At 70.8% G+C, this 20,679-nt stretch carries 17 protein-coding genes; 13 read left to right on the top strand and 4 right to left on the bottom strand.

Translation table 11 applies throughout. The annotated features are described in order from the left end of the window. Nucleotides 1-10: 10 nt before the first annotated feature. The 4 genes from QFZ29_RS19370 to QFZ29_RS19385 are packed head-to-tail and all read left to right on the top strand — an operon-like array spanning nucleotide 11 to nucleotide 8,589. Nucleotides 11-2,464 (top strand): beta-glucosidase family protein, encoded by a 2,454-nt coding sequence (locus QFZ29_RS19370; protein ID WP_306896209.1) that lies wholly within the window; start codon nucleotides 11-13, stop codon nucleotides 2,462-2,464. Next, on the top strand, nucleotides 2,461-3,972 hold the full coding sequence (locus QFZ29_RS19375) for a glycoside hydrolase family 43 protein (RefSeq protein ID WP_306896211.1): 1,512 nt from the start codon (nucleotides 2,461-2,463) through the stop codon (nucleotides 3,970-3,972). The genes QFZ29_RS19370 and QFZ29_RS19375 overlap by 4 nt, the downstream gene beginning before the upstream one ends. Next, complete coding sequence (locus tag QFZ29_RS19380; protein ID WP_306896213.1) at nucleotides 3,969-6,812, top strand: alpha-L-rhamnosidase; 2,844 nt, start codon at nucleotides 3,969-3,971, stop codon at nucleotides 6,810-6,812. The genes QFZ29_RS19375 and QFZ29_RS19380 overlap by 4 nt, the downstream gene beginning before the upstream one ends. A gap of 22 nt (nucleotides 6,813-6,834) precedes the next feature. Continuing rightward, a complete protein-coding gene (locus QFZ29_RS19385) occupies nucleotides 6,835-8,589 on the top strand; it encodes a DUF5605 domain-containing protein (RefSeq protein ID WP_306896214.1) in 1,755 nt (584 codons plus the stop codon). A 1-nt stretch (nucleotide 8,590) separates the two neighbouring features. On the opposite strand, the gene QFZ29_RS19390 is transcribed toward QFZ29_RS19385, so the two are convergent. After that, nucleotides 8,591-9,220: a VOC family protein gene (locus QFZ29_RS19390; protein WP_306896216.1), complete on the bottom strand. Its 630-nt coding sequence runs from the start codon at nucleotides 9,218-9,220 to the stop codon at nucleotides 8,591-8,593. A 170-nt stretch (nucleotides 9,221-9,390) separates the two neighbouring features. Between QFZ29_RS19390 and QFZ29_RS19395 the strand changes: the two genes are divergently transcribed. After that, on the top strand, nucleotides 9,391-9,738 hold the full coding sequence (locus QFZ29_RS19395) for a hypothetical protein (protein WP_306896218.1): 348 nt from the start codon (nucleotides 9,391-9,393) through the stop codon (nucleotides 9,736-9,738). Nucleotides 9,739-9,774: 36 nt separating this feature from the next. Here QFZ29_RS19395 and QFZ29_RS19400 read toward each other — a convergent pair whose 3' ends face one another. Further along, nucleotides 9,775-10,365, bottom strand: coding sequence for a hypothetical protein (locus tag QFZ29_RS19400; protein ID WP_306896219.1), 591 nt, complete (start codon nucleotides 10,363-10,365; stop codon nucleotides 9,775-9,777). Between the two features lie 128 nt (nucleotides 10,366-10,493). Between QFZ29_RS19400 and QFZ29_RS19405 the strand changes: the two genes are divergently transcribed. The 7 genes from QFZ29_RS19405 (at nucleotide 10,494) to QFZ29_RS19435 (ending at nucleotide 17,788) form a co-directional block, all read left to right on the top strand. After that, a complete protein-coding gene (locus tag QFZ29_RS19405; protein WP_306896221.1) occupies nucleotides 10,494-11,009 on the top strand; it encodes a hypothetical protein in 516 nt (171 codons plus the stop codon). Between the two features lie 9 nt (nucleotides 11,010-11,018). After that, entirely contained in the window at nucleotides 11,019-11,939 is a 921-nt protein-coding gene (locus tag QFZ29_RS19410) for a transglutaminase-like domain-containing protein (RefSeq protein ID WP_306896223.1), read from the top strand. Between the two features lie 182 nt (nucleotides 11,940-12,121). After that, the gene (locus QFZ29_RS19415) at nucleotides 12,122-13,753 is read left to right on the top strand and encodes a helix-turn-helix transcriptional regulator (protein WP_306896225.1); all 1,632 of its coding nucleotides are present in this window, start codon (nucleotides 12,122-12,124) and stop codon (nucleotides 13,751-13,753) included. A 118-nt stretch (nucleotides 13,754-13,871) separates the two neighbouring features. Continuing rightward, entirely contained in the window at nucleotides 13,872-14,207 is a 336-nt protein-coding gene (locus QFZ29_RS19420) for a hypothetical protein (protein ID WP_306896226.1), read from the top strand. Between the two features lie 140 nt (nucleotides 14,208-14,347). Continuing rightward, nucleotides 14,348-15,976, top strand: coding sequence for a helix-turn-helix transcriptional regulator (locus QFZ29_RS19425; RefSeq protein ID WP_306896228.1), 1,629 nt, complete (start codon nucleotides 14,348-14,350; stop codon nucleotides 15,974-15,976). 133 nt (nucleotides 15,977-16,109) lie between these two features. Next, nucleotides 16,110-17,264: a flavin-containing monooxygenase gene (locus tag QFZ29_RS19430; RefSeq protein ID WP_306896230.1), complete on the top strand. Its 1,155-nt coding sequence runs from the start codon at nucleotides 16,110-16,112 to the stop codon at nucleotides 17,262-17,264. After that, nucleotides 17,264-17,788 carry a methyltransferase family protein gene (locus tag QFZ29_RS19435; protein ID WP_306896232.1) on the top strand — a complete coding sequence of 175 codons (525 nt, stop codon included), beginning with the start codon at nucleotides 17,264-17,266 and terminating at the stop codon, nucleotides 17,786-17,788. Before QFZ29_RS19430 ends, QFZ29_RS19435 begins: the two co-directional genes overlap by 1 nt. Here the strand turns inward: QFZ29_RS19435 and QFZ29_RS19440 are convergent. Both QFZ29_RS19440 and QFZ29_RS19445 read right to left on the bottom strand, forming a co-directional pair. Continuing rightward, nucleotides 17,778-19,157 (bottom strand): alpha-hydroxy acid oxidase, encoded by a 1,380-nt coding sequence (locus tag QFZ29_RS19440; RefSeq protein ID WP_306896234.1) that lies wholly within the window; start codon nucleotides 19,155-19,157, stop codon nucleotides 17,778-17,780. The two genes, QFZ29_RS19435 and QFZ29_RS19440, sit on opposite strands and share 11 nt — an antisense overlap. A 76-nt stretch (nucleotides 19,158-19,233) precedes the next feature. Further along, nucleotides 19,234-20,025 carry a FadR/GntR family transcriptional regulator gene (locus QFZ29_RS19445; protein WP_306896236.1) on the bottom strand — a complete coding sequence of 264 codons (792 nt, stop codon included), beginning with the start codon at nucleotides 20,023-20,025 and terminating at the stop codon, nucleotides 19,234-19,236. 206 nt (nucleotides 20,026-20,231) lie between these two features. Between QFZ29_RS19445 and QFZ29_RS19450 the strand changes: the two genes are divergently transcribed. Beyond that, complete coding sequence (locus QFZ29_RS19450) at nucleotides 20,232-20,474, top strand: hypothetical protein (RefSeq protein ID WP_306896239.1); 243 nt, start codon at nucleotides 20,232-20,234, stop codon at nucleotides 20,472-20,474. Nucleotides 20,475-20,679: the final 205 nt, after the last annotated feature.

A 20,679-nucleotide genomic window follows, 5' to 3' on the forward strand; every position in this document is an offset into this window, starting at 1 on the left:
GAACCACCGTATGACGGCGTCAACCGACCACCTGCGACCACTGCTCGAGCGCCTCTCGCTCGAGGACAAGGTCGCGCTCGTGCAGGGCGCGGACTTCTGGACGACCGTGCCGCTGCCGCAGATCGGCTTGCGCGCGATGACGCTCTCCGACGGTCCGGCGGGTGTGCGTGGGCCGGCGTGGGACGAGCGCGACCCGTCGCTCAATCTCCCGTCGGGCACCGCGCTCGCCGCCTCGTGGGACACGGCGCTCGCCCACCGCTATGGTGCCGCCGCGGCATCCGAAGCCCGCCGCAAGGGGGTCGACGTCGTGCTCGGCCCGACCATCAACCTGCACCGCTCGCCGCTCGGCGGCCGTCACTTCGAGTGCTTCAGCGAGGACCCGTGGCTCTCGGGCGAGCTCGGCGCCTCGTATGTCGAGGGCCTGCAGCAGAATGGCGTCGCCGCGACGCCGAAGCACTACGTCGCGAACGACTCGGAGACCGAGCGCTTCACGGCCGACGTGCGCGTCGACGAGCGCGCCTTGCGCGAGGTCTACCTCCTGCCGTTCGAGCGCGCGGTCGAGGCCGGCGCGTGGGCGGTCATGAGTGCCTACAATTCGGTCGACGGTGTCACGATGACCGAGAACGATTTGCTCGAGACGCCGCTCAACTCGGAGTGGGGCTTCGATGGCGTCGTCGTCTCGGACTGGACCGCCGTGCGCAGCCTCGACGCGGTGCCCGCCGCGCAGGATCTCGCGATGCCCGGCCCGGCACCGGCGTGGGTCGACCTTGCCGATGCGGTGCGCGACGGGCGCCTGGACGAGGCCGACCTCGACCGCAAGGTGCTGCGCCTCCTGCTCCTCGCCGAGCGTGTCGGCGCGCTCGAGGGCTCGTCGGCGGTAACGCCGCCGGAGGTCGACGGCCGGGCGTTCGCGCGGGAGGCCGCCGTCGAGGGCGCGGTGCTCGTGAAGAACGACGGCGAGCTGCCGTGGCATCCGTCGTCGCTGGCGAAGGTCGCCGTGATCGGGCACAACGCCCGCGACGCGCGTACCCAGGGCGGCGGCAGCGCGACGGTGCTGCCCGAGCACATCGTCACCCCGATCGACGGCATCCGCGCCGCCCTGCCGCACGCCGACGTGACGTACACGCTCGGCGCGGTCGTGCAGGAGGGCGTCGCCGAGATCCCGCTCGACCGCATCGCGAACCCCCGCACGGGCGAGCCCGGACTCGTCGTCTCGTTCCGCGACGCCGACGGCGCCGAGCTCTTCAGCGAGCACCGCCGGTCGACGGCGCTCGTGTGGTTCGGCGGCGGCGCGCCGATCGCGGCGTCGTCGACGGTCGAGCTGCACACGACGTTCACCCCCGCGGAGTCGGGCGAGATCCTGCTCGGCTTCGCGACCGCGAAGCACGGCCGCGTCTACGTCGACGGTGTGCTCCTCGTCGACGAGCAGCCCGAGATCGTCGGCACAGATCTCGGTGCCGCATTCCTCTCGCCACCCTCAGCGACGGGAGCGATCACCGTTGAGGCGGGCGTTCCGCTCGACGTGCGCGCCGAATTCGACCTCGGCTCCGCAGACAGCCCGCTCGCCGGCGCGCTGAGCGTCACCTTCGGCATCGCGCCCGACGACACCGATCCCGAGGGCCTGATCGCCGAGGCCGTCGAGGCGGCGCGCAACGCCGAGGTCGCCGTCGTCGTGGTCGGCACGAACTCGAAGGTCGAGTCCGAGGGCTACGACCGCACGAACCTCGACCTCCCCGGCCGGCAGGACGAGCTCGTGCGTGCCGTCGCCGCGGTGAACCCGCGCACGGTCGTCGTGGTCAACGCGGGTTCGCCCGTGCTGCTGCCGTGGCGCGACGACGTCGCGGCGGTGCTCCTCGGCTGGTTCGGCGGGCAGGAGTTCGGGCAGGCCATCGCCGATGTGCTGTTCGGCGCGGCAGAGCCGGGCGGGCGTCTCACGACGTCGTGGCCCGCCTCGCTCGAAGACGTGCCCGTGGTCGACGTGACGCCGAAGAACGACCGCCTCGAGTACGCCGAGGGCATCCACCTCGGCTACCGCGCGTGGCTGCGCGCCGGCCGCACGCCCGCCTATCCCTTCGGGTTCGGGCTCGGCTACACGACGTGGTCGTTCGAGGCGATCGAGGTGACGGATGCCGCGGGCGGCGACGGCGAGGCATCCGACGCCCTCGTACACGTGACCGTCACGAACACAGGCGACCGCGCCGGCAAGCACGTCGTGCAGGTCTACGCCGAGCGCGAGGACTCCGCTGTCGACCGGCCGGTGCGCTGGCTCGTCGGGTTCGCGGTCGTGCGTGCCGAGGCGGGCGAGACCGTCGTCGCCTCCGTGCCGGTGGCCGCGCGCCGTCTCGCGCACTGGGACGGCGGTTGGAAGGTCGAACCGGGCGCCTACACGCTCAGCGCGGGCGCGTCGGTCGACGACCTGCCGCTCACCGCGACGTACTCGACGGCTGAGGTGTTCGCGGCGTGACCTCCTACCCGAACCCGCTCATCTCGGGGTTCAACCCCGATCCGAGCGTCGTGCGCGTCGGCGACGAGTACTACATCGCGACGTCGACGTTCGAGTACCTGCCGGGCATCCCGATCTACCGCTCGCGCGACTTCGTGAACTGGGAGCGCATCGGGCACGTCGCCACGCGGCCGGGCCAGCTCGGCGTCGACGAGGTGCCCACGGCGGGCGGCGCGTGGGCGCCCACGATCCGGCACCGCGACGGCGTCTTCCACCTCGTCATCACCGACGCGATGGGCCGGGGCATGCTGCATTTCACGGCGACGGATGCCGCAGGCCCCTGGAGCGACGGCGACCTCATCCTCAAGGCCGACGGTTCTGCGAGCGTCGACGGCATCGACCCCGACCTCGCCTGGGACGACGACGGCACGGCATACATCACCTACTCGGGCCTGATCCTGAGCGGCGACGAGATGGGATCGCACCATGGCATCCAGCAGGTGCGCGTCGACCTCGACGGCCACCGCGCGCTCGAGGAGCCGCGCTCGCTGTGGTCGGGCTCGGGCCTCATGTTCCCCGAGGCACCGCACCTCTACCGGCACGACGGACGCTGGTACCTCCTGATCGCCGAGGGCGGCACCGAGCGCGGCCACGGCATCAGCATCGCGCGCGGCGACTCGCCCGAAGGCCCCTTCGAGGGCGCCCCATCGAACCCGCTCGTGTCGGCCCGCTCGACCGACCGGCCGATTCAGAACACCGGTCACGGCGACCTCGTCGTGGGTCCTGATGGCGAGTGGCTCGTCGTGCTCCTCGGCGTGCGGCCGCGCAGCATGACGCGGGCGTTCTCGGCGCTCGGGCGCGAGACCTTCGTCACCCGCGTGCGCTGGCGCGACGACGGCTGGCCCGAGATCGACCCGGTCGAACTCGCGCCACGGCCCGGCAGCGCAGCGCGCGACGACTTCGACGACGCCGAGTTCGCGTCGGACTGGGTTGCCGTGCGCCGCCTGCCGCACGAGGCCGGCTCGCTGACGGAGCGCCCGGGCTCGCTCGTGCTGCACGCCGACGGCTCGACGCTCGACGACACGCGGCCGGTGTTCGTCGGCCGTCGCCAGGAGCACCTCCGCTCGACGTCGCGTGCACTGGTAGATGTCTCCGCGGGGGTCGGCGGCCTCGCGGTGCGCTACGACGAGCGGTTCCACGTCGGCATCGAGGCGGGCGACGGTCGGCTTCGCGCCCACGCGCAGCTCGGCGGTCTCTGGCAGGAGTGGTCGGAGCCCTTCGACGGCACCGAGGTCGAGCTCGTGCTCCGCACCCGGCGGCCGAACGACAACGGCGGGTTCCCGCGCACGTCCGACGTGATCGAACTCGGCGCCGTCGTCGGCGGCATGGAGCGCGTGCTCGCCGAGATCGACGGCCGCTTCCTCTCCTCCGAGGTCACCGAGTCGTTCACCGGTCGCGTCACCGGCCTGTCGGCGCGGCGGGGTACCGTGGCCGTCGACTGGTTCGCATACGAGGGCGATGACGAATGACGGATGCCGCTGCTGAAGGCGTGATCGCGCGCATCGCGACCCTCCGCGCCGAATTGCGCGACGACAGCGCGTTCGTCGCAAGGCCCACCCCCCGCCTCAGCTGGACCGTCGAGACCGACGAGCCCGGCTGGCGGCAGGCCTCGGCCGAGCTCCGCAGCGGAGACGAGACCGTGCGCCTCGACACCGACGAATCGGTGCTCGTCGACTGGCCGTTCGTGCCCCTCGCCGCGGGGGAGACGCGCGAGGTTCGGGTGCGGGTGGCCGCGGCATCCGGAACCGAGACCGACTGGAGCGCCCCGCTCACGATCGTCGCGGGCTTCCTCGACGAGGGCGCCTGGGTGGCCGAGCCCATCGGCCTCGCCGACGTGACGCGACCCGCGCACCCGGCGCTCGTGCGCACGTCGTTCACCGTCGACGGCGCCGTGCGGCGCGCCACCCTGTTCTACACGGTGCTCGGCGTCGCCGAGCCTGAGCTCAACGGCATCCGCGTCGACGGCGACGTGCTCGCGCCCGGCTGGTCGAGCTATCGCGACCGCCTCGTGCACGAGACCGTCGACGTCACCGCCCTCGTGCGCGACGGCGAGAACGTGCTCGGCGCGACGCTCGCCGGCGGCTGGTACACCGAGCAGTACGGCTTCTTCCAGTTCGCCGATCGCGTCTACGGCGACCAGCCGAGCCTCCTCGCACAACTCCATGTCGAGTACGCCGACGGTCGTTCGCAAGTCGTGGCGACGGGCGACGGCAACGGCTGGCGCGCCCTCGGCGAGAGCACGGTCGTCGACAGCGGCATCTACGCGGGCGAGCACGCCGACTTGCGCCGTGCGGCCGCCGTCGAGGGCTGGTCGGCCCCGGGCTTCGACGCCTCCGCGTGGCCCGCCGCCCGCCGCGGGGCATCCGCTCGCGAGGGGTATGAGCACGTGCCGGTGCCCGAGGCGAGGATCGCACCGCCCGTGCGCCGCATCGCGGAACTCCCCGTCGCCGAGGTGCTCGAGTCGCCCTCGGGGGCGACCATCCTCGACTTCGGTCAGAATCTCGTCGGCCGGCTGCGCCTCCGCGTGAGCGGGCCGGCGGGCACCCGCCTCACCCTGCGGCACGCCGAGGTGCTTGAGCACGGCGAGCTCTCGCTGCGCCCCCTGCGCAACGCTGCCGCGACCGACGTGCTCGAGCTCGCCGGCGACGGCGTCGAGGTGTGGGAGCCGCGGTTCACCTTCCACGGCTTCCGCTACGCCTCGATCGAGGGCTGGCCCGGCGAGTTCGACCGCGCCGACATCACGGCCGTCGTCATCGCGAGCGACCTGCCGCGCACGGGCTGGTTCGACTCGTCGCACGAGCTGCTCGACCGGCTGCACGAGAACGTGGTCTGGGGCATGCGCGGCAACTTCCTCGCGATCCCGACCGATTGCCCGCAGCGCGACGAGCGATTCGGCTGGACCGGGGACATCCAGGTCTTCGCGCCGACGGCGTCGTTCCTCGCCGATTGCGACGCGTTCCTCACCTCGTGGCTCCGCGACCTCGCGCTCGAGCAGCGCCGCGAGCACGGCGTGGTGCCGCTCGTCGTGCCCGCCGCGCTGCCGTCGTTCGGCGGCGGGGGAGGCGTGGCCGCGTGGGGCGACGCCGCGACGATCGTGCCGTGGGTGCTCTACGAGCGGTTCGGCGACCTCGGCGTACTGCACGACGCCTACCCGAGCATGCGCGACTGGGTCGACACGGTGCTCGCCGTGACCGACGCCAAGGGGCTCTGGACTGGCGCGATGCAGCTCGGCGACTGGCTCGATCCCGATGCTCCGCCCGACAAGCCCGGCAAGGCGAAGGTCGACGGCGACCTCGTGGCGTCCGCCTATCTCGCGCGATCGCTGCGCATCGTGGCCGACGCCGCCGGGCTGCTCGGCGAGCCGGGCGACCGAACGCGGTACGCGGCGCTCGCCGAACGCACGCGCGCCGCGTTCACCGACGAGTACGTCACGCCCGCCGGTCGCATGATGAACGACGCGCCGACGGCCTACGCGCTCGCCCTCGGCTTCGACCTCGTGACGGATGCCGCACAGCGCACCGCGCTCGCAGGGCGCCTCGCCGATCTCGTGCGCGAGCGCGGCTACCGCATCGCCACCGGATTCGTGGGCACGCCGCTCGTCGCTGATGCCCTCGTCGACGCCGGCCATCGCGCCACGGCCGAGCGCCTGCTGCTGCAGACCGAGTGCCCCTCGTGGCTGTACTCCGTGACGATGGGCGCCACCACGGTGTGGGAGCGCTGGGACAGCCTCCTGCCCGACGGCTCGGTGAACCCGGGCGAGATGACCTCGTTCAACCACTACGCGCTCGGCGCGGTGGCCGACTGGATGCACCGCACGGTCGCTGGCCTTGCTCCCGATGCCCCCGGCTACCGGCGCCTGCGCATCGCGCCGCGGCCGCTCGCCGCGCTCGATCACGCCCGGGCCTCGCACCGCACGCCCTACGGTGCCGCGTCGGTGGCCTGGCGCCGAGAGGGCTCCGCGGTCATCGTCGTCGCCGAGGTGCCGCCGAACACCGACGCGGTCGTCGACCTGCCCGGTCTCGAGCCGGTCGTCGTGGGCTCCGGCCGCCACGAGTGGCGGTTCACGGAGTCGACGGATGCCGCGAGCCGGCGCCCGCTCGGACTCGATTCGCCGACCGCGGCGATCATCGACGACCACGAGGCATACCGCACCCTCCTCGACACCCTCGCGATGCACGATGAGGCCCGCGCCGACGCGGTGCGTACCGACACCGTGTGGGCCGAGGGACGCTCGCTGCGCCAAGCGCTCATGTTCACCCCGCCCGTCGTGCTCGCCGACATCGAGCGCGCACTCGCGGAACTCGACTGAGAACTCGACTGAGAGGCATCCGATGTTCGACCGTTCCTCCACCTTCGGCGACGCACTCGACGACGCGGGCGCCCGTGCCGTGCTCGAGACGTTCCTGCCCGGCGTGGCCGCCTCGCCCATGGCGGGCCAGTTCCGCGACGCCCGCCTCGGCCAGCTCGTCGCGATCTCGCCCGCGCTTCGTGAGGACACCGCGGAGCAGGAGCGGTTCTGGGCGTCGCTCGCCGACGTGGGCGGGGGCGACTCCGCGCAGCGGGAGTACGCGCCCGCGATCGAGCCCGACCCCGCCTACGAGGGCGACGAGGTGCCGAGCGCATCCGCGGCCGTCACCGTGCCGACGGACGCGGTGCCGCGCTGGGGCGTCGTCGAGCTGCGCTTCGACGGGCCGTCGCACGGCAACCCGTTCGTCGACGTCGAGCTCGGCGCGATCGTGACGAACGGCGAGCGCTCGTTCGAGATCGGCGGGTTCTATGACGGCGAAGGCGTGTACCTGATCCGGTTCCTCGCCGAGGCCGAGGGGGAGTGGCGGTTCGAGACCGCCTCGACGGCCAGGTCACTCGACGGCATCTCGGGCGCCGTGCACGTGGGGCCTGCGGCATCCGGAACCCACGGCCCCGTGCGGGCCGACGGCTTGCACTTCGCCCACGCCGACGGCTCGCGGTACCGGCCGGTCGGCACGACCGCGTACGCGTGGACGCACCAGCCTGAGGAGGTGCAGCAGCGCACGCTCTCGGCGCTCGCGGACGCGCCGTTCAACAAGCTGCGCATGTGCCTCTTCCCGAAGTCGTACCTCTACAACGCGAACGAGCCCGAGCGGTTTCCATTTCCGGGGTCGCTCGCCGACGGCTTCGACCTCGAGCGGTTCGACGTCGAGTTCTTCCGGGCGCTCGAACGGCGAATCGCCGAGCTCGCGGCGCTCGGCATCGAGGCCGACCTCATCCTCTTCCACGCGTATGACCGATGGGGGTTCGCCGACCTCGGGCCCGCCGTCGACGAGCGACTCATGCGGTACGTCGTGCGCCGGCTCGCGGCATCCGCCAACGTGTGGTGGGCCCTCGCCAACGAGTATGACCTCCTGTGGGCGAAGACCACCGACGACTGGGAGCGGATCGCCGCGATCATCGAGGCCGAAGACCCGCACGACCACCTCCGCTCGATCCACAACTGCCACGCGTTCTACGACCAGTCGCGGCCGTGGATCACCCACGTGAGCGCCCAGCGCGTCGACGTCTACCGCACCGCCGAGAACACGAACGAGTGGCGCGACACGTGGGGCAAGCCCGTCGTCATCGACGAGATCGGCTACGAGGGCGACATCGACCAGGGCTGGGGCAACCTCACCGGCGAGGAGCTCGTGCGACGGGCGTGGGAGGGCGCCGTGCGCGGCGGGTACGTCGGCCACGGCGAGACCTACCTCAACGAACGCGAGGAGCTCTGGTGGTCGAAGGGCGGCGAGCTCATTGGGGCGAGCCCGTCGCGACTGGGCTTCCTCGACGGCATCGTCGGCGAGGCGCCCGGGGGCGTGCTCGATCCGCTGCCCTCCGATTGGGACGTGCCGTGGGGCGGCGTCGCGGGCGACTACCTCATCGCGTATTTCGGGTTCAACCGGCCGAGCTTCCGCAACCTCGTGCTGCCCGAGGGCGACTTCGAGCTCGACGTGATCGACACCTGGAACATGACGGTCGAGCGGATGCCGGGAGTGCACCGCGGTGCCGTACGTGTCGAGCTGCCCGCCCGGCAGTTCATGGCGGTGCGGGCGCGGCGGGTGCGCTCGGACTGACTCAGACGGATGCGGGCTCCCACGCGAACCCGTCGGGGTCGGTGAACGCGCCGGCGTTGCCGCCGATCGAGAGTCGGCGCGATCCGGTGCCGTCGAGTGCGACGCCGGCGTCCTCGGCGAGGGCGTAGCGCCGGGAGAGTGCGAGCTTGACGGGACTCGACGCAGTGGCGAACTCGACGTAGGTGCTGCCGAAGCTCTTGGCCGCGCCAAAACCGCGGTTCAGGTAGAACTCCTTGCTCGCGGCCACGTCTTCGGCCCCGAGCAGCAGCACGATCTGGTCGATCTGCCTGGTAGCCCGACCGTTGCCGTTCGTCGCCGCGGTCGCGATCTTCCAGACCGTTCCGTCGGGGGCCTGCACGACGCCGCCGTAACCGGACGCCGACTTCGCGGGCGGCTTCAGTGTCGCGGCGCCTGCCTCGACGGCCGACTCGATCAGGCCCTCGACGGTGGAGGGCTGCGACACCGCGAGTGACAGCATGAATCCGCCGAAGCCCGTGGGCGGGGCATCCGCGGTTCGCAATCGCACCTGATCGTCGAGCCCGAAGGCGGCGGCGTAGAAGGCGCCGGCGGCGGTGGGGTCGGGCACATCGAGGGTGACGGAACGGATCGAGGGCCTGAGGAGGAGTGTCATGACCGTGACGATATGCCGCGGCATCCGCGGCCGCTTCTCCGATCGTGATGGATGTGTTCTGGTGATTGGCAACCCCGTTGACGCTCGGTGACGCGGCGGGTAGACCCGACAAGGTGCGTGGCGCGTGCCGCCGAACGGCACGGCGCCCCGCCGGGAGGGAAGGAACCGAGATGACCGTGAAGCTCAACCAGATCGGGCTCCGGCACGCGAGGTCGCTCGTTCGCGACGGCAAGGTCGTGCGCGACGAACGCGACGACTGGAGCGAGCACGCCCCGAGCGCCGACGACGAGAACGACTTCATCGACAAGCACGGCTGGGCCGAGTACGGCAAGTGGCACCTCGGCGTCGACGACGACGAGGACCGCGAGACGAAGGGCCACTACAGCTTCCCGTACGGCGACTTCCGCAAGGTGCATCGCTGCGGGGTGATCTCGCTCGAGAGCCGCGCCGGCCAGTTCGACCACGACGATATCCGCGACGAGTCGAAAAAGCTGCTTGAGCTCATCGACGAGGACTGAGCGGATGCCGCTCGGCCGGTCACTGCTGGATCATGGTCACCCTGCGGCGTGAATGCAGGTGAGGTCGCTGCGATCGACCCGCACCGCACCGGTCGCCGGGTCGACGATGAATATCGTGCGCGCCATGATGCGGCTGCCGGCTTCGTCGGATAGGACGTCGACGAGTCGGAACACGAAGGCCCCCTCGGTCTCCACGATCGTGCTCGTGCCGCCGCCCTCGAACCCCGAGCTGGTGGTGACCGACGATACGCCGCGCTCGATGAAGCCGTCACCGTGATCATGCTGGTAGAAGGTCAACTCGATGGTGACCGTGTGGGTCTCACCGGTGCACGGGTTGACGTCGGGGAAGCTGATAAGGCCGGAATCAGGTGTGGGAGGATCGGCCGCTGCCGGGGAAGCCAGCATCATCACCATGAGGGCGGAGGCACCGAGTGCGCCTACGGTTCCCTTGAGCCATCCGACACCATGCGTTGCGCTTCGTCTCGTCATCGCTCCGTCTCCTTTGACAGGCAGCAGCAACGCGGCGTTGACGGCGTTGGCATAGGCCCAACGCCCGCTCGTCGGCGCCGAAGCGCCTGTCCACGTGCTGACAGGGCCAGTATGCTCCGATCCGCATTCGGGGTCCATGCCCAAATGAGCAATGCTCACTCATGTCCGGACCTCAATCGGCGTGTAGTCGACGGGGCGCCGGTCGTCAAGCGCTGTGCACCCGCGGGGGCCGGTGGAAGACTGGCGAGGATCGGAATGGAGGGGCCATGACGAGACCGAAGACCGAAACCGAGCGCGCCGACCGACGCGCCGCGGGCAAGGCCGTGGACGAGGCGAAGCGTGCCGCCAAAGAGACGCACAAGCTCGCGAAGACCCTCTCGCGTGATGCTGGGGCGAGCCTCGCCGCGATCGAGGCATCGGCACGCGCCGAGATCCGCGAGGCGAAGCGCGAGGTCGGCGTTCGACCCCGCCGAGCCGAGCGCACGGCCAAGAGCGCGTCGGCCCGCCTCGAGAGCGCGTCGATGCGGATGACCCCGTACGCCGACGCCGCGGCCGATGCGAAGCGACGCGCCAAGACGATCAAGCGGCATCGCGAGCAAGCGAAGCAAGTGCAGAAGATGGCGAAGTTCGTCGCGCTGCACGCGATCGTGACCGCCGTCGTCACCCCGACCGAGGAGCAGCAGCGCAAAACCGACGAGAAACGGCGGCGCAGGCCGTCGGGCGCCGAGATGGATGCCCGTGGCGTGCTGCCGGTCTCGCAAAAGCGGGCCAAATCACGCTAGACCAGAGGGATGACCGACACGCTCCTCGATCCGTACCGCGCACAGAGTGTCTGCAGCGATCCGGGTCGCATGTCCGAATGGATCGGCGAGGTGCCGCGCGATCTGGGCGAGCTGCGACGGCTCGTCTCGGGCCTCGTCTTCCACTACCGCGCGAACGGCGACGTCGCCGGCCACGGGTTCACCCCTGATCGGCTCGGCGAGATCGACCTGCGATACGCCGAGGAGCAGTTCGCCCGCCTCGCCGAGCTGAAGCCCGGGCCCCTCGGTGTGGCTCGCGAGCCCACCGAGCGCATCCTCGGCTGCTGCCGGGACTTCACCCTGCTCTTCGTCTCGCTCGCGCGTCGCATCGGCGTTCCGGCGCGTTCCCGCGTGGGCTTCGGCGGGTACTTCGTCGATGGCTGGTGGCTCGACCACGTCGTCGCCGAGGTGTGGGACGCGGATGCCTCGCGCTGGCGCCTCGTCGAGGCCCAGATGCACGAGGGCTTCCTCGACGCCTCGACCGGAGCGCCGCTCGACCTCCTCGACGTGCCACGCGACCGCTTCCTCACGGGAGCCGACGCGTGGATCGCCGCTCGCGCCGGCCGTCTCGACCCCGAGCAGGTCGCGGTGATGCCCGAACTCGAGGTGCCCGAGCTGCGATCGTGGCCGTACCTCACGCACAATCTCGTGCTCGACCTCACGGCGCTCGACGGCCACGAGACCCTCCTCTGGGCGACGTGGGGCATCGACGACGAGATCGGCGCAGACGGGCCGGATGCCGCGCTCGCCGCGGATCTCGACCGCATCGCGGCGCGTATCGCCGACCCTGCCGTCACCCCGCCAGAGCTGCACGAGCTCGCCGCCGACTCCCGCTTCCGCGTGCCCGAGGTCGTGACTCGCGTGTGGCCGCTCGACGGATCGTCGCGGCGGGTCACGCTGCGCACGCGCTGATTCGGCATCCCGCGGCAGGATGATGGACTCATCCGCTCGGTCATAGTCAACGACGACGCCGCTCGAGGCCCGCATGGCCAGCCCTTGCCGGGGCGCGTCGCTGAGGGGTACCGTGACGAATATCCGACGGGCGCCCGTCGCGTTGCCCGGGGCGTTGGGCGCTCGTCGCCGAAAGGCACGCCATGGCCTCGTCCGCCGCTCTCGATCATGGTCTCTCGGCGTTCGCCGAGCACCGGTGGACCGACGCGTTCAACGCATTGACCGAGGCCGACGGCGAGGGCGAACTCGGGGGAGCCAACCTCGAACGCCTCTCCACCGCGGCGCTCCTCCTCGGCCGAGAGGACCTCGGCGTGGACTACGCGACGAGGGCGCACGAGGCGTTCCTCGATGCCGGCGACGCGGCGGGCGCGGCCCGTTCCGCCGCGTGGATCGGCATGTACCTCCTGGGCCAGGGCGACCTGGCGCGAAGCGGCGGCTGGCTCGCGCGAGCCAACCGCATAGCGGAGAGCGGCCACGGCGCCGAGTCGGTGGCTGGTCTCCTGCGGATCCCAGCCGGCCTCGGGGCGCTGTACGCCGGTGATGCCGAAACCGCCGCCCGCGCGTTCGACGAGGCGTTCGCGATCGGCGATCGGCTCCGCGATCGAGATGCCATGGCGCTGGCCCACCTCGGCCTGGGCCAGGCCAGGATCATGCTCGGCCAGACCGACGACGGCCTCTCGCTCCTCGATGAGGTGATGGTCGCCATCACCGCCGGCGAGGTGTCTCCAATCACCTCCGGCATCGTGTACTGCTCGGTCATCGGCAGCTGCCACCTTGCATTCGACGTGCGGCGGGCCCTGGAATGGACGATCGCGCTCGACCGCTGGTGCGGGGCGAGACCCGACATGGTGATGTTCAGCGGCCAGTGCCAGGCGCATCGTGCCGAGCTGTACCGGCTTCACGGCGCATGGGCCGATGCGCTCGAGTCGGCCCGGGTGGCCGCCGATCGTGTTCGGCACGGGGACTGGACCGGTGCATGGGGGGCCTGGTACCAGCAGGCTGAGGTACACCGGTTGCGGGGCGAGATCGACGCGGCCGAGAAGGCGTACCTTCGCGCCGCCGAATCAGGCTACCCGCCGCAGCCCGGATTGGCGCTCCTCCGACTCGCGCAGGGCAACGCGCGACTCGCGCGCTCCATGATCCGTCAGGCCGCCGAGGAGGCCGATCCGGCAACCCGCCGCCAGTGGCTCCCCGCCGCCGCCGAGATCGAACTCGCCGCGGGCGACGTCGAGGCGGCGCGACGGGCCGCAGACGAGATGACCGAGGGGATGCCTCGCGACGCGAAGCCGCTCCTGCGGGCCGTCACCGCCCTCTGCGACGGCGCAGTTCGACTCGCGGAGGGCAATCCGCGGGGAGCGCTGAGCTCGCTGCGCACCGCGTGGGCATGCTGGCAGGAACTCGAGGCGCCGTACGAGGCGGCCCGGTGCCGCGTGCTCACGGCGCGTGCCTGGCGAGCGCTCGGCGATGAGGCATCCACTTCGATGGAATTGGATGCCGCGAGGGCGGCGTTCCTCGAACTCGGGGCCGCGCCCGACGTGGCGGCGGTCGACGCGCTGTCGCGACGCGGGCCATCGGCCGCAGTCGGACCGCTCACGCCACGCGAGGTCGAGATCGTGCGGCTCGTCGCGGCAGGGAAGAGCAACCGGGCCGTCGCCGGCGAGCTCTACCTCAGTGAGAAGACCGTGGAGCGGCACCTCAGCAACATCTTCTCGAAGCTCGGGATCACGTCGCGGACGGCGGCGACGGCGTACGCCTACGAGCACGCCCTCGTGTAGCGAGGCGGCCCGGCTTCGAGGCGTAAGGGGAGTCGTCGATGAACGCCATCCATATGGGTAGACGCATATGGGTGATTCCCCCGATGTCGTGACTCGACGTCGTTCGTAGCTTTGAGTCATGGATCTCGCCGTGATCGCCGGCATCCTGTCAACCGGCCTCTTCGCCATGAGCTACCTGCCCATGCTGGTGAAGGCCGCGCGCACGAAGGACCTCTCCTCGTACAGCCTCGGGAACATCGCGATCACCAACGTGGGCAACGCCGTGCACTCGCTGTACGTGTTCAGTCTGCCCCTCGGCCCGATCTGGTTCCTGCACACGTTCTACCTCGTGGCATCCGCGCTCATGCTCATCTGGTTCCTGCGGTACCGCAGGGCCTGGGAGCGCGGGCGCCCGACGATCGCGGCTCAATCCGAACCGCAGATGCGGGTCGCGAGCACGTCGTCGATGGTCTGACTCCAGCGCATCGAGCGTGCGTCGCCGACCTTGCGGCCGACGACCTTGCCGTCAACGACAGCCGGCGGTACCGTGAGCGATATCCACGGGCGCCCGGTGCCCGCAGGGGTGTGCTGGGCGCACTCGTCGCGGGAGGCGCCATGACTTCCTCTGCCGCTCTCGAACGTGGACTCGATGCCTTCGCCGAGCAGCGGTGGACCGATGCTGTCGACGCGTTGACGGAGGCCGACGCTCGGGACGGTCTCGATGCCGACGACCTCGAACGGCTCGCGACCGCGATGCTCCTGATCGGGCGCGAGACCGGCCTCGACACGGCGACCCGGGCGCATGAAGCGTTCCTCGAGGCCGGCGATGAGGCGGGCGCAGCGCGAGCCGCCGTGTGGATCGGCATGTACCTGATGCAAATGGGTGAGCTCGCCAGGAGTGCGGGCTGGCTGGCACGCGCGGAGCGCGTCGTCAGATCGAACAGCGGTGCCGAGTCCGCGGGAGGGCTGTTGCTCGTCCCGCAGGCACTCACCGCGTTGTATTGCGGCGATGCCCCGAGCGCGTTCCGTGCGTTCGAGCAGGCGCTCACGATCGGCGAGCGCTTCCATGACCGCGACACGATCGCATTGGCCCGGCTCGGGATCGGAGAGCTCAAGATCAGGCTCGGCGAGGTCGACGCCGGGTTCGCCCTGTTCGATGAGGTGATGGTCGCCGTCACCGCCGGGGAGCTCTCGCCGGTGCCCTCGGGCATCGCGTACTGTTCGGTCATCGGGGTCTGTCAACTCGCATACGACTTCAGCCGGGCCAGGGAATGGACCGTCGCGCTCGACCACTGGTGCAGCGACCGACCCGACATGGTGATGTTCAGCGGCGAATGCCAGATGCGCCGCGCCGAGCTCTATCGCCTGCACGGCGCCTGGCCCGACGCGGTCGCGGCCGCGCGCGCCGGCCTGGTGCGCGCTCGCCGCGGAGACCGGATCGCAATCCATGGGGCATGGTACGAGCAGGGAGAGGTGCGGCGACTCCGCGGGGAGACCGATGCGGCGGAGGAGTCCTACCACCGCGCCGCCGAGACCGGAATCGCACCCGAGCCGGGTCTCGCGCTGCTTCGACTGGCGCAGGGCAAGGCCAAGCTCGCGCAATCGCTCGTCCGTGACGCGGCCGCTGAAGCCGACCCCGCCACCCGGCGACGGATGCTGCCCGCGCTGATCGAGATCGAGCTCGCCATGCGAGATGTCGCCGCGGCTCGTCGGGCCGTCGACGAGCTGACGGCCATGACGCCGATCGCCTGGATGCCGATGCTGCAGGCGGTGACCGACGGATGCGAGGGCGCGGTGCTGCTCGAGGAGGGCGATGCCCGGAGCGCACTCGTGCGACTGCGCAGCTCGTGGACGCTCTGGCAGGAGCTGGAAGCGCCCTACGAGGCGGCGCGATGTCGTGTCCTCGTGGCTCGTGCCTGCCTGGCACTCGGCGACGAGGACTCCGCGGCGATGGAACTCGACGCCGCGCGGGCGGTGTTCGCGGATCTCGGTGCGGCGCCGGACCTGGCACGGCTGGACACGATCGCGCGTTCGGCCACAAACGCCGCGTTCGGTCCGCTGACCGCACGTGAGGTCGAGGTGGTGCGTCTGGTCGCTGCAGGCATGACGAACCGGGCCATCGCGCGCGAGCTCTACCTCAGTGAGAAGACGGTGGCGCACCACCTCAGCAATGTGTTCGGCAAGCTCGGGCTCGCATCCCGGGCGGCGGCGACGGCCTACGCGTATGAGCACGCGCTGGTCTAGCGATCGGGCGTGTACGCCGGGGCCGGGCCTCGGCCTGCGGAGATGGGTCATTCTTCCGATGCGGCCGAGCGGTGCCGCCTCGTACCGTCGGCGGTATGAACCTCGTTCACACCCTCGATCAGGGAGGCACGACATGATGCTCGACAGCACGGAGACCGTCGACACCGTCGTCATCGGCGGCGGACAGGCGGGACTCGCACTGGGCCGCGAACTGGCGCGACAAGGTCGCGAATTCGTCATCCTCGACGCTGGGCGTCGGGTAGGCGACGCCTGGCGGCTGCGCTGGGACTCGCTTCAGCTCTTCACGCCCGCCAAATTCGATGGACTGCCGGGGATGCCGTTCCCCGGCGACCCGCTCGCGTTTCCCGGTAAGGACGATGTCGCGTCCTACCTCGAGGACTACGCGTCGCGGTTCGATCTCCCGGTGCGCACCGGGGTGCGCGTGGACCGGGTGCGACGCGAGGGCGAGGGCTTCGTGGCATCCGCCGGCGAACGCCGCTGGGAATCGCGGAACGTCGTCGTCGCCACGGGCGGATGCCAGGTGCCGAAGGTGCCGGATTTCGCCGATCAGCTCGCCGACCACATCGTGCAGCTGCACTCGAACGACTATCGGAACCCGTCGCAGCTGCCGGCGGGCCCGGTGCTCGTCGTCGGCATGGGCAACTCCGGTGCCGAGATCGCGCGGGATGTCACTGCCAACCACCCCACGTCGATCGCGGGAACGCCGAGCGGTGAGCTGCCTGTGCGACCGACCCGTGGGACTGCGCGTTTCGTCCTCCCGGTGATCCGGTTCGCGGGCACCCACGTGCTGACCCGGGGAAATCCGGTCGGTCGTGCCGCCGCTTCGGCCTTCCGTGGCGCCCCGCTCATCCGCACGAAGGTCGCGGACCTCGTGGATGCCGGTGTCCAACGCGTTCCGCGAGTCACCGGAGTGCGTGCCGGCCAGCCGGTCCTCGCCGACGGCACCACCCCTGAGGTATCGAGCGTGATCTGGTGCACGGGATACCGCGACGACTTCGGCTGGATCGACCTGCCGGCGTTCGACGAATACGGCGAACCCCGCCACAACCGCGGCGTGGTCGAGTCCGTTCCGGGGCTGTACTTCCTCGGTCTCGAGTTCCTCTACGCGTTCACCTCGGCGACCATCCCCGGCGTCGGGCGCGACGCCCGATACCTCGCCCGCCGGATGCGTCCGGCTTCGCCGGCCACGACCCGTGCGAACGTCGGGCGGGCGGCCCGCGGAGGCCGCTTGGCGCACCTGGAACCCGCGGCCGGAGGGAGTTCGTGATGGATCTCGTCGGCGTGTACCGCAACCTGCCCCTGCCACCGGGCCAGGTCGTCGGCATCATCGTCGGAGTGACGCTGGATCGGATGTTCCCGGCGCGGCTCCCCGGCCCGCGTGCAGTTCACCGGGTAGTCGGTGCTCTCCTGCTCGTGTCGGGCGGTGCGCTCAACGTGTGGGCGCTGTCGGAGCGACGCCGTCGCACGACCGGAACGTTCGAGCTCGAGCAGCCGCAGTCGCTCGTGACGACCGGCCCGTACGCTCGGAGCCGCCATCCGATGTACGTCGGATGGTGGTTCATCCACCTCGGGGTCGGCTTGCTACGCGGCTCCGCCTGGGTGGCCGCGACCGTGCCCACCGCCGTGCTCGTCGAGCACCGCGGCATCGTCGACGAGGAACGAATGCTCGAACGTGAGTTCGGCGACGAGTTCGCACGCTACCGCGAGCGTGTTCCCCGGTACGTGGCGGGGTGGCGACGTTCCGCGGCGGCGGCGGCGGGGACAGCGCTGGCGGCGCGGCCTACTTCGTGACGGAGTTCCGCGATGCGGGTTTCGCTGACGCAGCTTTCGTCGCCGACGCCGAGCTCTTCGCCGCGGAGGCCGCACGCGGGCTGCGCACCGTCTTCGGCTTCGAGGAGACGGCCGCTTCTGCGGCATCCGTCACCGGCCTCGCAATCGGCACGAGCCGCGCGAGCTGCGTCACGTGCTGCGGACCGAGCTCGTCGAGCGTCGCCACCTCGAGGAGCGTCATCGTGCGCACGATCTCGCTGCGGAGGATCTCGATCGTCTTGTCGACGCCGCGGCGCCCACCCGCCATGAGGCCGTACAGGTAGGCGCGGCCGACCAGCGTGAACCTCGCGCCGAGCGCGATCGAGGCGACGATGTCGGCACCCGACATGATGCCCGTGTCGAGGTGCACCTCGAGGTCGGAACCGACCTCGCGCGCGACGTGCGGCAGCAGGTGGAACGGGATCGGCGCCCGGTCGAGCTGGCGTCCGCCGTGATTCGAGAGCACGATGCCGTCGACGCCACGGTCGGCGAGGAGCTTCGCATCCTCGACCGTCTGCACGCCCTTGACCACGATCTTGCCGGGCCAGATCTCGCGGATGATGTCGAGGTCATCGAACGAGATGGTCGGGTCCATCGCGGAGTTGAGCAGGTCGGCGACGGTGCCGCCCGTCGACGAGAGCGAGGCGAACTCCAGCTTCGGGGTCGTGAGGAAGTTGATCCACCACGCGGGGCGGGGCAGCGTGTTGAGCACGGTGCCGGGCGTGAGCTGCGGCGGGATCGAGAACCCGTTGCGCTTGTCGCGCAGGCGGGCGCCGGCGACCGGGGTGTCGACGGTGAAGAAGAGGGTGTCGAAGCCCGCCGCTGCGGCGCGGCGCGCGAGCTCGTAGGAGATCTCACGCTCGCGCATCACATAGAGCTGGAACCAGTTGCGCCCGTCGGGGTTTGCGGCCTTCACGTCTTCGATCGACGTCGTGCCGAGGGTCGAGAGGGTGAACGGGATGCCGGCAGCACCCGCGGCGCCGGCGCCCGCGACCTCGCCCTCGGTCTGCATCATGCGGGTGAAGCCCGTCGGCGCGATACCGAACGGGAGCGCGCTCGGTCCGCCGAGCACCTCGCGGCTCGTGTCGACGATCGGCACGTTGCGCAGGATCGACGGATGGAACTCGATGTCCTGGAACGCCTGCCGCGCGCGAGCGAGCGACAGCTCACCCTCGGCGGCCCCCTCGGTGTAGTCGAACGGCGCCCTCGGCGTGCGGCGCTTGGCGATCGTGCGCAGGTCGTCGATCGTGAGCGCCCGCTCGAGCCGCCGGTCGGTCGGGTTGAGGGTGGCCTTCTTGAACTGCATGAGCTCGGTGAGCTCGCGGGGATTCGGGAACTGGCGCTTCACCATGCTGGGGTTCTCTCTCGGTCGGGTGCCGCGACGTGACGCGAATCGACCCTCGCGCGCTCGCGAAGGTCGATTCGCGTCATCTCGCGGGTGTGGTGGTGGGGGTCGGGGTGGGGGCGGTCGGGTCGGTCGGGGCGGCGGTTGCGGGGATGCGGGCGGGATCGATGAAGGTCTCGGCGTAGTAGCCCGAGATGTGGTCGTGGATGCGGGTGCGGGCGGCTGCGGCATCCGTGGCCCTGATCGCCTCGACGATGCCGCGGTGCTCGGTTCGAAGGCGAGCGGATGTCGCGTGCCAATCGGTGAGGGCGGCGAGCCCCTGCAGCGCGTAGCCCTCGATGCCGCTGCGCAGGCCGGCCATCGTCGCGGTGATCACCTGGTTGCCGGAGGCCTCGGCGAGTGCGAGGTGGAAGGCCGCGTCGAGCGCGAGGAACTCCTGGGGCGTGAGCGTGGGGGAGTCCATGGCGTCGAGCAGCCGGTCGGCCGCGGTGAGGTCGGGCGCGGGAGTAGCATCGGCGAGGTCGCCCGCGACGGAGGCCTCGAGGATGAGGCGCGTGCGCACGATGTCGGCGACGGGGAATCCGCTCGCCGCGACCTGCAGGCGCATGAGGGCGCTCATGCCGCCGCCCGGCGTCGAGATGATGATCGCGCCGGCGCTCGGCCCCGAGCCCGATTGGGTGCGGATGAGTCCGAGCACCTCGAGCACGCGGATCGCCTCGCGCACGCTCGAGCGGCCGACCCCCAACTCGACCGAGAGGGCGCGCTCGCCGGGAAGCCGATCGCCCGGGCGCAGCCGACCCTCGAGGAGCTGTGACTCGATGTGCTCGAGCACGCTCTGCCAGGCGCGGGGAGCGTCGGATGCGTCAGCTGCCATGCTGCTCGTCCTCTCGCCGCTCCGGTGTGGTCAGACCACGGTAGCAGATGTGGTCAGACCACAGGGTGCGTGCGCTGCGCGTGATGCGCAGCGCTGACGCTTCCAGTCTGAACCCGATCCGAACACCGCAACCCCCTCCCGGCGACGCGACCTTCAGCGAAGACTTGGCGGGACGGCGCAGCCGGCGCCGAGACAGGAGCACATGGATGTCCGACATCAACACGCCAGACCCGCGCGAGCACACGGAGGCGCCCGCAGAAGGACCCGATGACGCAACCGCACAGCCGAACGACATCGAGCACGCCGCGCCCGACGAGGACATGGCGTTCGACATCCAGCCGCCTCCGACCGAGGAGTCCGAAGTGCCCGGCGTTCCCGATGCGAGTGATGCCCTCGACGAGGACGGATCCGACGAACCGGGTGCCAATGCGACCGGCATCGGAGTCTGAGCGAGCGCGACTGCCGCAGTAGTACGCCCGGAGGAGGGGTGTGGTGAACACGATGCTCGCCGCATCCCTCTTTTTTGTTGGATCCGCCCTCGGGCGAGGGTCGTCGGGTCCGCCGTCACGCTGCGGATAGCGATTTCCAACTTGCCGAACACATTCCTTGACAGCTCGACTCCGCCGACTCCATAGTGGACAACGCTATCCAATC

Origin of the sequence: Agromyces albus (assembly GCF_030815405.1) — a bacterium.
Classification (GTDB): domain Bacteria; phylum Actinomycetota; class Actinomycetes; order Actinomycetales; family Microbacteriaceae; genus Agromyces; species Agromyces albus_A.